Origin of the sequence: Lapillicoccus sp. (assembly GCF_036559105.1) — a bacterium.
Lineage (GTDB): Bacteria > Actinomycetota > Actinomycetes > Actinomycetales > Dermatophilaceae > Lapillicoccus.
Genome location: NZ_DATBTV010000028.1, coordinates 1 through 12470 on the forward strand (window position 1 = coordinate 1; position 12470 = coordinate 12470).

Consider the following 12470-nt stretch of genomic DNA (forward strand, 5'->3'; position numbering starts at 1 on the left):
CGCGATCCGAGACCCGCATACTGAGGCGTGGACAGCGTGATGCCTCCCTCACGTCGGATGTGGCGCCTGGTCGAGCCGATCCACGCCGTCACCTACTTCGGCCGGGAACCCCTCGACGCGCTGGCGCAGGCCGGGTACCGCGGGTTCTGGATGGGCTACTTCGCGGGCCGCCTCGCCCCGTTGGGGGCGGTGGGTGCACAGGTCGCCACGGCTGTCTGTTTCGGGTTCGCGCCGTCCCGCGTCACGAGGGCGCTTCCCGACGCCTGGTCGCTCGCCCCACCTGACGGCGCGCTGGAGGCTCGACTCGGGGGCGCCACGGCGACGCTGCGGCGGGTCGGCGGCGAGACACCGCGGCTCGAGGCGGCGGCCGACCTGATCTGGGACGCGGCGCTCCACGCGGAGACCGCAGGTCGAGTGCTGGCCGCGGCCAACCAGGGACGCCCTCGGCCGGGCGACCCGATGGGTGCCGTGTGGCAGGCGGCCACGACGCTTCGCGAGCACCGCGGCGACGGGCACAACGCGGCGCTGGTGGCCGCCGGTGTGACGCCCGTGCAGGCGCACTGGCTCAAGATCGCCGCCGGCGAGAGCGAGGACCAGGCCCTCGCCGTCAGCCGCGGCTGGCCTGACGAGACCTGGCAGCAGGGGCGACAAGAGCTGGAGGTACGCGGCTGGCTCGACGCCGAGGGCCGGCTCACCACCGAGGGTCGGACCGCCCGCGAGGTGATCGAGGACGAGACGGACGCCGCCGCCGCATCCCCGTGGGACCACCTGGGCGTCAGCAGAACCGACACGCTCGCCGACCTCCTGACCCCGCTGACCGACGCGGTTCGGCGGTCCGGGATCCTTCCGTTTCCCAACCCGATCGGGCTCTCCTGACGTGTCCGGTCGTGCGACCAGCTTCGGCGCCGTGGCGGAGGCATACGAACGCTTCCGGCCGGGCTACCCCGCCGAGCTCGTGGACCTCGTCCTCGCGTATGCGGATCGGCCCGTCCGCAACGCCCTCGAGATCGGCGCCGGGACCGGTAAGGCGACGCGCGTCTTCGCCGACCGCGGCCTTCTCGTCACGGCCACCGAACCGGACGCCGCGATGCTCGACGTCCTGCGCCAGCACGTCCCTGGGACCGTCGTCACGGTCAACGACGCGCTCGAGGACCTGCGCCCGTCCACGACCTACGACCTCGTCTTCGTGGCGGCGGCCCTGCACTGGACCGACGCCGAAGGTCGGTGGCCACGTATCGCCGGACTGCTCGAACCGGGCGGCACCTTCGCCTCCTTCGGGGGCGCGAGGCAGCTGGCCGACCCGACGGTGGAGGCGGCGGTCCATGAGGCCCGCCGCCCCTACCTGGACACCGACGACGTTCCCTCACCGGACGGCACACCACCGACGGAGCCGATGCAGTGGCCGGGGACGGAGCTCGAGCGATCGCCCCAGTTCGGCGACGTCCAACAGCACGTCATCGAACTCCGAACCACCCTGTCCGCTGGTGACTACGTCGGACATCTCTCGACCGTCTCGGCCTACCTCCAGCTACCGGCGGACCAGCGACGTGGCGCGCTCGGGCGCATCCTCGAGGTCCTTCCGGACCCGGTCGAGCTGATTGCCGACGTCACCCTGCACCTCGCCAGACGCATCTCCTAGCACCTGCGGATCTGGCGACCCGGAACCTCGTCGTCAACGACGGCGGGTCCGTCGATCTCTACTTCGGTCCCGCCGCGGATCGCTCGAGCCCCCCGTCGACCGTAGCTGGGAGCTCGGCGACATCGACCCGAAGTGATGCCGTCCAGGGTGTCGATGGGCCCGGTCCGGGTGATGCTGGACGGGTGACCGCCGACCAGCCCGAGCCGCTGTCCGAGTCCGAGTCCGACCACGAGGGCACCAGGGCGCAACCGGACCTGGCCACCTGGTCGCAGTCGGTCGCCTCCTGGCGGCGCGAGGTCCATGCGCTCTATGCCGAGGTCCGCGACGCCTCGGATCCCGCAGCCGCGCACGCCGGCTGGGTCCGAGCGCGGACCATGCTCTTCGACCAGCACCCCGCCAGCCCCCGGCAACCCGGGCAGTCCCTGCGCCACGCGCCCTACGACCCCGCATACCGGTTCCTCGTGCCGCTGCAGCCGGCCGAACCGACGACCTGGGAGCCGAACACCGGGACGGACGGGGTCGTGCCGTTCGAGCGGGCGGGACGCCTCACGGTCCCCGGGCTGGGCGGCCTGGACGTCTGGTGGCTGGGCTCGTACGGGAACGGGCTCTTCGTCCCCCTGCGCGACACGACCTCCGGACGAACGACCTACGGCGCCGGCCGGTACCTGATCGACACGGTCAAGGGCGCCGATCTCGGTCGCGAGGACGACGCCTGGGTCGTCGATCTCAACTTCGTCTACAACCCGTCGTGCGCGTACGACCCGCGATGGGCCTGTCCGCTGGCGCCCGCCGGCAACCGACTCACCGCGGATGTCCCCGTCGGGGAGCTGGTCGGGACGTGACTCTTGGCGTCGACGACCGTCTTCTCTAGGCTTGCCGACCGGATGTGGGGGGACGCACCCCGCTTGCTTCCGTCGTCGGTGGGGCGCCCCGATCACCTGAGAGGGGCCGCCGTGACCTGGGCATCATCGCCGTCGACCGACGAGGTCGACACCAGCCCCACCGGCGTCGTCTCGGTTCAGGTCGGCCGCGCCCGCGCCTATGAGTGGCTCGGTCGACGGCTGCGCTCGAGCATCGACAAGCGTCCGGTGGCGGGTCGGGTCAGGGTGCTGGCCACCCAGCTCGACGGTGACGAGCAGGCCGACCCTGAGCACCACGGCGGGCCCGACAAGGCGGTCTACGCGTATGCCTCGGAGGACCTCCGGTGGTGGGCTCAGGAGCTGGACCGCCCCGGGCTGGACCCGGGCACCTTCGGGGAGAACCTCACGACGACCGGCATCGACCTGCGCGACGCGGTGGTCGGAGAGCGGTGGCGCGTCGGGTCCGCCCTGCTCCAGGTGAGCGAGCCCCGCACTCCCTGCTGGAAGCTCGGTATGCGGATGCAGGATCCGCGTTTCCCCAGGGCCTTCGCGCGCGCCCGCCGACCTGGCGCTCTGCTACGAGTCCTCGAGCAGGGGGAGGTGTGGGCCGGCGCCCCAGTGACGGTCACGCGTACCCCGGAGCACGGCATCACCACGGCCGAGGTCTTCGCGCTCTACCTCGGCGAACGGCAGGACGCTGATCGGGTGTTGTCGGCGCCGGAGCTGGCCGCCCACTGGCAGCAGTGGGCAGGACACCGCACGGTCTGGCATCTGAAGGACGAGCGCGAGCTGCACGACGCCTGAACCCACGCCGATCCCGCCGAACCCGAGGAGCATGATGCCCATCGACCACGTCCCTGCCGGGTTCTCCAACGACGGCTTCGTGCGCAGCCCCAGCGGCGTGCTCGTGCCCGCCGTCATCGACCCCTTCCACCGGGCCCTGCACCACGTCGCACCCGCGGGACTGGTCGGGCAGACCACACAGACCGCCGGTATGCGTCGGCTCGAGGCGATCAGTGGGAAGACCGTCGGCGCCCGCAACCTCTGGATGGGACAGACGCACGTCCCGGCTTCCACCGCCTCGGCCAACCATCATCACGGCGACTCCGAGACGGCGATCTACGTGGTCTCCGGGAACCCGGTCTTCGTCTTCCTCGACGTCGACGGTGAGGAGCCGGTGGAGACCCGTATCGAGACCGGCCCGGGCGACTACGTCTTCGTCCCGCCGTTCGTACCGCACCGCGAGGAGAACCCGGACCCCGGAACCGAGGCCGTCGTCGTCATCGCCCGGACCACGCAGGAGGCGATCGTCGTCAACCTCGACTACCTCGACTGGGCGCAGGTGGACCCGTCCACGCCCGGGACCGCGGGGCCTTCCGACTGCTGAGCCGACGGGCGTCCAGCTGCGGACGCCGGCGAGCGAGCGTCCCCGAACGACGGCGCTCGGCGTCTCAGCCGCGGTCGTGGAGGGTGACCTGGTAGCCGTCGGGGTCGGCGAAGGTGAACGTGCGACCGAAGGGGCCGTCGATCGGAGCCGAGACGATCGGGTGACCGTCGGCGACGAGAGCGTCGTGAATGGCTTGGACGTCGGTGGCGTGGAGCCAGATCGCGGCACCGATACCGGGCTGGGGAACGGAGTCGAGATCGGTCCCGGGTACGACGTCTCGCAGCGCGAACGCGATCGGCGTCGTCTCGAAGACCACGGCATGGGGCGGGCCCGCCTGGGAGCCGACGAGGCCGAGGTACCGCTCGTAGAACGCCTGCGACGCTTCGAGATCGCGAGCCTGGAGGGAGATGAAATCGGGGCCGGTGGCCGGCATGGTGATGCTCCTTCAGTAATGTCAGTTATCTGACATGCGCAAACCTATGTCAGAATATTGACATGAGTCAAGACGGAGTCGAGCTGGAGACGTCAATCGGCTACCTGCTGAAGGAGGCCTCGAGCGCTCTCCGCGCTGCCATGGAGGCGGTGCTGCGGCCGCTCGGAATGACCGTGACCCACTACTCCTGCCTCGAGCTGCTAGCACAGCGCCCAGGCCTGTCGAGCTCCGAGCTCGCCCGAAAAGCCTTCGTGACCCGGCAGTCGATGAACGTCCTGCTGCAGGCGTTGGAACGAGACGGCTACGTGACCCGGCCGGCGCAGGCCCCTGTCGGGAAGGTGCTTCCCACCCGGCTCACACCCCGCGGTCGACGAAGCCTCGAGAAGGCGACGGTTGCGGTGCGAGCCGTCGAGATCAGGATGCTGAGCGGCATGACGCTTGACGAGCAGTCGAGTGCGTTCAGAACCCTCCAGAGCATGATCCACTCCTTGGTGAGGTCCGAGCAGGATGCGTAGGTCGCACGAATTACCGGCTGGTGGCCGATGAACGGCGCCGCCGCCCGAGAGGTGCTCGACGTGCAGCGGGTCGACGTGTGGGGCGCGATGCGGGCCAAGAGTCCGGAGGCGTGGATGCGGGTGCTGGCCGACGACTTCGTCCTCCGGACTCCCGGCGAGGAGGACCGAGACCGGCTGGCGTTCGTAGAGAGGATGACCTCGTTCCCCGGCGAGGTGGTGTCCATCGCGTGCCATGACCTGCGAGCGGACGCGTTCGGGACGGCGGTGGTCGTGACGGGGGTGCAGCACGCCGTCCTGCGGATGCCGAACGACGCACGATTCGAGGACTTCACGATGATGAGCAACGTCTTCGTGTCGCGGGAGGGCCGGTGGGTCATGGCTCTCACGCACGCGTTGAGCCTGCCCATGTGAGCCCTGGCCGCGCGTACGGCGGCCGTGCTGGTCGAGACCCGCCGCAGTGGTGGCAGTCTGGAACCGATGTCGGGATCCCGCTCGAGTAGGTTGCTCTGACCGTCGCTACGCCCGAGTAGGTGAGAGCCATGAACGCTGTATCGATGTGGGTGCTCCCTCTCGCGTCCCGGCCACGCGGCTGACGTAGGTATCGCCGGGAGTGCCTCGCCACCACGGCCCTCCCGAAAGGCAGCAACCATGGACCAGTTCGACGTGATCATTGCCGGCTGCGGACCGACCGGTGCGACGCTGGCCGCCGAGCTTCGGCTGCACGATGTACGCGTACTCGTGCTGGAGAAGGAGACCGAGCCCGTCTCGTTCGTCCGCATCGTGAGTCTGCACGTTCGAAGCCTCGAGCTGATGGCGATGCGCGGACTGCTGGACCGCCTCCTCGAGCACGGTAGGCGGCGCCCCCTCGGCGGCATCTTCGCGGGCATCCCGACCCCGGCTCCTCAGGGCCTGGATACCGCGTACGCCTACCTGCTCGGCATCCCGCAGCCGGTCATCGAGAATCTGCTCGAGGAGCACGCGACCGCCTTGGGCGCGGAGGTGCGGCGCGGGTGTGCCGTGGTCGGTGTCGAGCAGGACGACGAGGGCGTGACGGTCGAGCTGTCCGACGGGGAGCAGCTGCGTTCGCGGTACCTGGTCGGCTGTGACGGCGCGCACAGCACGGTTCGCCGACTGCTCGGCGTCGGCTTCCCCGGCGAGCCCTCGCGGTCCGACACGCTCATGGGCGAGATGCGGGTGGGCGTCCCGCAGGAGGAGATCTCCGCGACGGTGGCCGACGTCCGCGAGACCCACCAGCGGTTCTGGCTCAGGCCCTCCGGCGAGGGGTACTACAGCGTCGTCGTCCCGGCTACGGGCGTCAGCGACCGCGCCGAACCGCCGACGCTAGAGGATTTCCGTCAACAGCTGCGCACCGTCGCCGGGACCGATTTCGGCGTGCACTCCCCGCGCTGGACGTCCCGCTTCGGCGACGCCACCCGGCTGGCCGAGCGCTATCGGGTGGGGCGAGTGCTGCTGGCCGGCGATGCGGCCCACATCCACCCGCCGGCCGGCGGTCAAGGGCTGAACCTGGGCGTTCAGGACGCGTTCAACCTTGGCTGGAAGCTGGCCGCGCAGATCCGCGGCTGGGCGCCGGAGATCCTGGTGGACTCCTACCACGCCGAACGCCACCCGGTTGCGGCGAACGTGCTCGAGAACACCCGCGCCCAGATGGAGCTGTCATCGACCGAACCGGGCCCGCAGGCGGTACGCAGGCTGCTGACCGAGCTGATGGCTTTCGACGACGTGAACCGCTACCTGGTCGAGAGGATCACCGCGACGGACATCCGCTACGACTTCGGTGAAGCCCCGGACCTGGTCGGCCGCCGCCTGCCCGACATCGACGTGGACCAGGGCCACCTCTACGGTGTGCTGCACCGCGGCCGCGCTCTGCTGCTGGACCGCACCGAACACCTGACCGTCGGGGGCTGGTCCGACCGGGTCGACTACCTCGCGGATCCCGCGGCGGCGCTCGACGTCCCGAGCGCCTTGCTACGTCCTGACGGCTACGTCGCCTGGGTCGGCGACGACCAGCGGGACCTGGACGAGCACCTCTCCCGCTGGTTCGGCCGTCCCGCCCGCTGATGTCGCCTGAGCAGTGGTCTGCCCGCATACCGGCAGTGAGGAGGAACGACGGCCATGATGGGCTGGTGGATCGTGGCGGCGCCGAGCTCTCCCGGCTCTACTACGAGCACCTCGTGGGGCCGGCCCTCGACGCCCGCTGGCCCGGCCTGCCGCGGGCGGCGGGACGCTGGGGAAGCGGCTCCGACGTCCTCGGCCTCGACGACGCCGTCTCGCGGGACCACGACTGGGGCTTGAGACTCAACCTCCTGGTGTCGGCGGACATCGCCGCTCACGTCGACGCATACCTGGAGGAGACGCTTCCCGAGTCGTTCGAAGGCCTCCACACCCGTTTCCCGACGACGTGGGACGCCGAGCGGCGGCATCGGGTGCAGGTGGAGGACGTCGCGTCCTTCGTGCACTCGCGTACCGGCGTCGACCTGCGGGATCCGCTCGCGATCGACGACTGGCTGATGCTGACGGGTCAGGCGGTACTGGAGGTGACGGCCGGTCCGGTCTTCGTCGACACCGACGGTGCCCTGACCGCTGCGCGCGCGGACCTGCGGTGGTACCCCGACGATGTCTGGACGTATGTCGTCGCGGCCGACTGGGCTCGGCTCGCCCAGGAGCTACCGCTCGTCGGGAGAACCGCGGAACGCGGCGACGACCTCGGTTCCCGGATCATCACCGCCCGTCTGGCCGAGGTGGCGACGCACTTGGCGCACCTGATCGACCGACGCTGGCCGCCGTACTCGAAGTGGCTCGGTACCAGTCTGACCCGGCTTCCGAGAGCCCACGTGGTCGCCGAGCCGTTGGCCCGCACCCTGACCCGTGCGGACTGGCGCGCGCGGGAGGACGGCCTGGTCGAGGCGGTGCGAACCCTCAACCGTCTCCAGGCCGCCGCCGGGCTGCCCACCGTCGACGACCCCGTCGAACAGTTCTGGGACCGGGACTATCGAGGCATCCGCCTCGAGGTCGTGGAAGCGCTGGAGGAGTCCATCGACGACCCAGTCGTTCGCGCCCTTCCGCGAGGCGTCGGCTCGGCGGAGCAGCGGAGCCACAACGTCGACGTCCTCATGAACCCGTCACGCCGACGGCCTCCATCCTCGCGGGTGTGAGATGGTCGCCGGAAAGGGTTGCTGCCATGGATGATTCGCCAACCGTCGGTGCCGTCTCGGGCGAGCTCCTCACCGAGACGCTCGACTACGACGGGGGACGGCAGGTCACGGTGTACGTTCCGCCCGGCCCGCCGGAGGCCATCGTGTTCGCGGGAGACGGCCAGCTGGTCCCACGGTGGGCCGCGGCCCTGGAAGCCACCGTCGCGCCGGCGACGATGGTGGTGGGCGTCCACCGGTCCGCGGACGAGACGTGGCGGCTTCACGAGTACTCGCCCGGCTTCGACCCGGAGCGGTTCGCCGCGCACGAGAGGTTCTTCGTCGACGACGTTTCCCGGTGGACAACCGCGACCTTCGGGGTGGCGCTGCCCGCCGCTCGCACGGCAGTGTTCGGCGTCTCGGCCGGTGGAGAGCTGGCCCTCGCCCTGGGAGCTCGCCATCCGCGTACCTTCAGCGCGGTCTTCTGTGCCTCGCCGGGCGCGGGTTACCGGCCCCCTGCGACCATGCCGGCGACCATGCCACGGACCTACCTCGTCGCCGGAACGCTGGAGCCGTTCTTCCTCGACAACGCGACCCGTTGGGCAGCGGCTCTCGCTGACGCGGGTGTGGAGGTCGTGATGAGGGAGCGCGTCGGAGCGCACGGCGATGCGTTCTGGCAGAAGGAGCTCCCGCTGATGGTGGCGTGGGCGTTCAGCCGCTGACGGGCAGGAAGGCGTCTCGCAGCGTCACACCGAAGAAGCGGCGGCGGGCTCCTCACCCATCAGACTGGCGCGAGTCGGGAACCGGTGCACCTCCTGCGGCCAGCCGACCGCCACCGCGATCCGGCCGGCCCAGTAGCGGGCCGCGGCGTCGTCGGCCACCTCCACGACCGTAAACCCGCCGAGGTGCTCCTTGGTCTCGACGAACGGGCCGTCGGTGAACAGCGGCGAGCCGCCGTTCGGGTCCACGCTGCAGACCGCCGTCGACGCATCCAGACCCCCGTCGCCGAAGACGAACACCCCGGCGGCCGTCATCTCGTCGCACACCGCCTGACTGGCCGCGCCCCGCTCGCGGATCTGCTCCAGCGTCAGGTCCGGAACCCACTCGTCGTTGAAGGCGATCAGGTACTGCGCCATGTCCACACTCCTCCGCGTCATCGGGGAACCCGAACGGCTGCCCCGTCACCCTCTCCACGAACGGACAGGTACCGGGAGGACATCTTCGCCGTAGGTTTTTCAGCTGGTCGTCAGGTGGCCGTACCCATCGACGACGCTTCCTGCGGACCGGCGATGTCGGTCGGGAGGCATACCGTCGGTGACCGAGAACCCCTCACGTCAGAAGGAGAGCCGCGATGAAGTACATGTTGATGATGCACGTCGGGAGCGACGGCGGCAACGACGCGAGCTGGACCCCAGAGGACGTCAAGAACATGATCGAGTTCCAGCGCGCGTTCGACGGCGAGCTCGAGGACAACGGCGAGATGGTCTTCAACGCCGGTCTCGCCTGGCCCGACCAGGCCAGGATCGTTCGCTACGACGACGGAGCGCCGGCCGTCAGCGACGGTCCGTTCCCGGACGGCAAGGAGTTCCTCATCGGCTTCTGGGTGGTCGACTGCGTCGACGACGAGCGGGCGTATGCCATCGCCGCGAGAGCCTCGTCGTCGCCCGGCCCCGGCGGGGTGCCGATGGGCATACCGATCGAGGTCCGCCCGCTGGCCGGCCCGCCACCGGTGGACGCCTGACGTCCGGGACGAGGGTGTCGCCATGCCCCTCGTCGTCGGTGGAGCTGCGGGTGGACCCACACCGGCCCAGAGACGCTTTAGGCGGCTTCTTGGGCTGCACTTCCGTCCGGGCTTCGCGGCGTCTTGCCAGGTCACGGGTGGGCAAGGCTGCTCACCGAAGGGTTCGAACCCCTTACCTTTTGTTCCGTAGGAAACCCGGAATTCGTCCAGGGCGTGTCGTCTATTCCCGACGCGTCCGTGATCTGCGGAAACGTCATATCCGTTGGTGTTGGTTCGTCCCGCTGGTCCAGGCGGGGTGCCGACGCGTCCGCAGCGGTTCCTCCAGGTCTCCTACATCTTGTCTACATTCTCCGCGGCTCGCTGTTGGGGGAGGAGCGCAGATCCGGCGGCCCGCACATGGCCTTGGGTCGGCGTCCCGAACGCTGCGCCCGTCACTGTGCCTGACCCACTCCGGCGCCCAGAAAGGGCTTGGCCGACGGTGATGCGCTGCGCAAGTGGGCCGGCGGCATCCACCCCTTGACGGTCCGCTCCTGCCGGTGACGCGCCAGCGCCGACGTTGTCATACAACCGCTCATCAGCGGAGGGTCCGGTGGCGTCTTTCAGCCGGACAGTGTCCTTGAGGATGGTCGTCGGAGTGTGGGTCTCTCGCAGCCCCTCCTCGGTGGGCCGTCAGCCGGAGCCGGCTGACGGCCCGGCCGCTGCTGGACGGTCAGGCGGTCGACCACAGGAGCGTGTTGGCGCCGTCCAGCGTCTGGGTACGGTGGGTGTCGGCGAGGGCTTCAGCATCACGCTCGGGCAGGAACCCGGTGTCGGACTCGCAGTCGTGGCAGACGGTGACCGCGCGATGGCCGAGATGGACCACCTCGACCGTGTGGGGGTGACAGGTCACGGCGACCCCGTGGTGGTGATCACGCCGGTGCGCTGCCGCTGCCGTGCACGCGGCCACCTGCGCCGCGCTCTCCTTCGTGGAATACCGGTCCATGGCCCCCTCCGTCATGCCGAGCTGCTGTTCATCCTGTTCGTCCTGTTCAACACTGTGGACCCACACGCCCATCCCCGGGGCAGGACTCGCGGGCCGAGGGACCGAGATTCGCCGGTTCCTGCGCGGCGGTGAGGTCCCGTCCCCGCGGGCGGGGGTCGAACCTGCTGTCGCCGTCGCAACGCAACCCGACCGAGGCGACGGACGCCACCCCTCGGGTCGAGGGCACCCCCCCGGGGGCGGGCTGACCATCGCCGTCGACCTCCCCGATGGTGCCGGAACCGGTCGCCCACTCGGTGCGACGCCCGGCCGGTGACGGCTCGTCATCGTCCTTGACATCGGACTGCCCGACGGGATCGACAGAAAAGGATGCCCCTGCAGGACTTGTCCCGGGTCGCCAACGCCACCCCTGCGGGCACGGCCGGTCTACCGCCACAACCCGGCCTGGTTCGAGGCGACCCGGCGGAGGACTCCGCAGTGTCGCGCCCTCCCCTCCGACGGCTGCCACCGCCTCGACGCTCGTCGGCGTCAAGGTCGCGTCAAGGTCGCGTCAGGGTGGCCGCCGGCCGGCGGCCACGGTGTTTCACTGGCGGCATGGACGTCGCGCAGCGCCGGTACCGGCCCTGGCTGCTGGTCGCCAGCGTTGTGGCACCGTTGACGGTGGCAGCCGGGTTGAGCCTGATCCGCGACCAGGTCAGCGCCGCCGCCGCCGTCCTGGTCCTGGTCCTGGTCGTGGTCGCGGCGTCGTCGACCGGTGTCCGGCTGGCCGGTTTCCTGGCCGCGCTGTCGAGCGGGGTGTTCTTCGACCTGTTCCTCACCCAGCCGTACGGCACCCTCGCAGTCAGCAACCCCGATGACGTCGAGGCGCTGGTCCTGCTCCTGACCGTGGGGCTCGCGGTGACCGAGCTGGCGCTGTGGGGGCGCCGGCAGCAGGCCGGCGCCAGCAGGCGGCTCGGCTACCTCGACGGCGTCCTGAGCACCGCCGAGAAGATCGCCGCCCAGGACCCAGACCCCGCCGACCTGGTGGCCCTAGTCGGCACCGAGCTGACCGGCCTGCTCGGGCTGGACGGCTGCCGGTACGCCCCCGTGGCCCCGCACCTGCGGACGGTGATCGAGCCGGACGGGCAGGTCCGCAGCGGGGAACGGCTCCTGGACGTCGACCGCCACGGGCTGCCCACCGAGGAGGAGATCCTGCTGCCGATCCGCAGCGCAGGCCAGACCGTCGGCGGGTTCGTGCTCACCTCGGCGACCGCGGTGCGGTACCCCACATCCGAGCAGCTGCGGGTCGCCGTCCTCCTCGCCGACCAAGTCGGCACCGTCCTCGCCAAACGCCGGTGACCGAAAGGGGACCGCTCGCGCGCTCACCGCATCTCAGGGCATCTATCGGGCGGGTGATCATCGGAGCTCCGCCGCGGCGACCGCGCCCGTGGTCCGGCAGTCGTGGTGTCAGCCACCGAGGCGGTCTCCGCGTTCCCCTCGGGGATGTCTCAGCCGATGTTGGTCTTACCGACATCGAGCGGGTGCGGACGGCGAGTGCCGCGGCTCAGGCCGGACGGCACGGGAGGGGCGGTTACTCGGCGACTGTGACACGATGAAGAGGATCGAGGAACTCCTCACCAGGAGCAGGCCATGAGCGCTACCCGTCTTCCAGTCGCCGACCTCCCGCCCGGCTCCGTCACAGGATCCGGAGGTTACGCGGTCGGCAACAACGGGGACTACTTCGCCGTCAGCCGCCGATGTCGGCACCTGCGCGCGGACCTCGCCGAG

General features: G+C 70.4%; 15 protein-coding genes. 12 read left to right on the top strand and 3 right to left on the bottom strand.

The genetic code is table 11. The features are described from left to right. Positions 1-39 precede the first annotated feature (39 nt). The 5 genes from VIG79_RS04230 (at position 40) to VIG79_RS04250 (ending at position 3886) form a co-directional block, all read left to right on the top strand. Entirely contained in the window at positions 40-876 is an 837-nt protein-coding gene (locus VIG79_RS04230) for an SCO6745 family protein (protein ID WP_331882540.1), read from the top strand. A gap of 31 nt (positions 877-907) precedes the next feature. Continuing rightward, complete coding sequence (locus tag VIG79_RS04235; protein WP_331882543.1) at positions 908-1639, top strand: class I SAM-dependent methyltransferase; 732 nt, start codon at positions 908-910, stop codon at positions 1637-1639. A gap of 182 nt (positions 1640-1821) precedes the next feature. Then, positions 1822-2481: a DUF1684 domain-containing protein gene (locus tag VIG79_RS04240; protein ID WP_331882546.1), complete on the top strand. Its 660-nt coding sequence runs from the start codon at positions 1822-1824 to the stop codon at positions 2479-2481. A 111-nt stretch (positions 2482-2592) separates the two neighbouring features. Continuing rightward, positions 2593-3303, top strand: a complete 711-nt coding sequence (locus tag VIG79_RS04245) for an MOSC domain-containing protein (RefSeq protein ID WP_331882548.1) — start codon at positions 2593-2595, stop codon at positions 3301-3303. Positions 3304-3337: 34 nt separating this feature from the next. Continuing rightward, positions 3338-3886, top strand: a complete 549-nt coding sequence (locus VIG79_RS04250; protein WP_331882550.1) for a cupin domain-containing protein — start codon at positions 3338-3340, stop codon at positions 3884-3886. A gap of 64 nt (positions 3887-3950) precedes the next feature. Here the strand turns inward: VIG79_RS04250 and VIG79_RS04255 are convergent, their stop codons facing one another. Then, positions 3951-4319: a VOC family protein gene (locus VIG79_RS04255; protein ID WP_331882553.1), complete on the bottom strand. Its 369-nt coding sequence runs from the start codon at positions 4317-4319 to the stop codon at positions 3951-3953. Positions 4320-4381: 62 nt separating this feature from the next. On the opposite strand from VIG79_RS04255, the gene VIG79_RS04260 reads away from it, so the two are divergent. The 5 genes from VIG79_RS04260 (at position 4382) to VIG79_RS04280 (ending at position 8705) form a co-directional block, all read left to right on the top strand. Further along, complete coding sequence (locus tag VIG79_RS04260) at positions 4382-4834, top strand: MarR family winged helix-turn-helix transcriptional regulator (protein WP_331882555.1); 453 nt, start codon at positions 4382-4384, stop codon at positions 4832-4834. Between the two features lie 27 nt (positions 4835-4861). Beyond that, positions 4862-5245, top strand: a complete 384-nt coding sequence (locus tag VIG79_RS04265; RefSeq protein ID WP_331882558.1) for a nuclear transport factor 2 family protein — start codon at positions 4862-4864, stop codon at positions 5243-5245. 237 nt (positions 5246-5482) lie between these two features. Further along, the gene (rox, locus tag VIG79_RS04270; RefSeq protein ID WP_331882561.1) at positions 5483-6913 is read left to right on the top strand and encodes a rifampin monooxygenase; all 1431 of its coding nucleotides are present in this window, start codon (positions 5483-5485) and stop codon (positions 6911-6913) included. A 65-nt stretch (positions 6914-6978) separates the two neighbouring features. Beyond that, positions 6979-8007 carry a DUF4037 domain-containing protein gene (locus VIG79_RS04275; protein WP_331882564.1) on the top strand — a complete coding sequence of 343 codons (1029 nt, stop codon included), beginning with the start codon at positions 6979-6981 and terminating at the stop codon, positions 8005-8007. Between the two features lie 26 nt (positions 8008-8033). Further along, complete coding sequence (locus tag VIG79_RS04280; RefSeq protein WP_331882566.1) at positions 8034-8705, top strand: alpha/beta hydrolase; 672 nt, start codon at positions 8034-8036, stop codon at positions 8703-8705. A gap of 24 nt (positions 8706-8729) precedes the next feature. Here the strand turns inward: VIG79_RS04280 and VIG79_RS04285 are convergent, their stop codons facing one another. Next, positions 8730-9119: a YciI family protein gene (locus VIG79_RS04285; protein WP_331882568.1), complete on the bottom strand. Its 390-nt coding sequence runs from the start codon at positions 9117-9119 to the stop codon at positions 8730-8732. A gap of 215 nt (positions 9120-9334) precedes the next feature. Between VIG79_RS04285 and VIG79_RS04290 the strand changes: the two genes are divergently transcribed. Beyond that, positions 9335-9724: a YciI family protein gene (locus VIG79_RS04290; RefSeq protein WP_331882569.1), complete on the top strand. Its 390-nt coding sequence runs from the start codon at positions 9335-9337 to the stop codon at positions 9722-9724. A gap of 709 nt (positions 9725-10433) precedes the next feature. On the opposite strand, the gene VIG79_RS04295 is transcribed toward VIG79_RS04290, so the two are convergent. Next, positions 10434-10721: a hypothetical protein gene (locus VIG79_RS04295; protein ID WP_331882570.1), complete on the bottom strand. Its 288-nt coding sequence runs from the start codon at positions 10719-10721 to the stop codon at positions 10434-10436. A gap of 576 nt (positions 10722-11297) precedes the next feature. Here VIG79_RS04295 and VIG79_RS04300 point away from each other — a divergent pair. Further along, the gene (locus VIG79_RS04300; RefSeq protein WP_331882571.1) at positions 11298-12041 is read left to right on the top strand and encodes a DUF4118 domain-containing protein; all 744 of its coding nucleotides are present in this window, start codon (positions 11298-11300) and stop codon (positions 12039-12041) included. The last annotated feature ends 429 nt before the right edge of the window (positions 12042-12470 follow it).

Coding starts and splice junctions, on each gene's coding strand:
- VIG79_RS04230 (WP_331882540.1), top strand. CDS start 40: ATGCCTCCCTCACGTCGGATGTGGCGCCTGGTCGAGCCGATCCACGCC.
- VIG79_RS04250 (WP_331882550.1), top strand. CDS start 3,338: ATGCCCATCGACCACGTCCCTGCCGGGTTCTCCAACGACGGCTTCGTG.
- VIG79_RS04255 (WP_331882553.1), bottom strand. CDS start 4,319: ATGCCGGCCACCGGCCCCGATTTCATCTCCCTCCAGGCTCGCGATCTC.
- VIG79_RS04260 (WP_331882555.1), top strand. CDS start 4,382: ATGAGTCAAGACGGAGTCGAGCTGGAGACGTCAATCGGCTACCTGCTG.
- VIG79_RS04265 (WP_331882558.1), top strand. CDS start 4,862: ATGAACGGCGCCGCCGCCCGAGAGGTGCTCGACGTGCAGCGGGTCGAC.
- rox (WP_331882561.1), top strand. CDS start 5,483: ATGGACCAGTTCGACGTGATCATTGCCGGCTGCGGACCGACCGGTGCG.
- VIG79_RS04280 (WP_331882566.1), top strand. CDS start 8,034: ATGGATGATTCGCCAACCGTCGGTGCCGTCTCGGGCGAGCTCCTCACC.
- VIG79_RS04285 (WP_331882568.1), bottom strand. CDS start 9,119: ATGGCGCAGTACCTGATCGCCTTCAACGACGAGTGGGTTCCGGACCTG.
- VIG79_RS04290 (WP_331882569.1), top strand. CDS start 9,335: ATGAAGTACATGTTGATGATGCACGTCGGGAGCGACGGCGGCAACGAC.
- VIG79_RS04295 (WP_331882570.1), bottom strand. CDS start 10,721: ATGACGGAGGGGGCCATGGACCGGTATTCCACGAAGGAGAGCGCGGCG.
- VIG79_RS04300 (WP_331882571.1), top strand. CDS start 11,298: ATGGACGTCGCGCAGCGCCGGTACCGGCCCTGGCTGCTGGTCGCCAGC.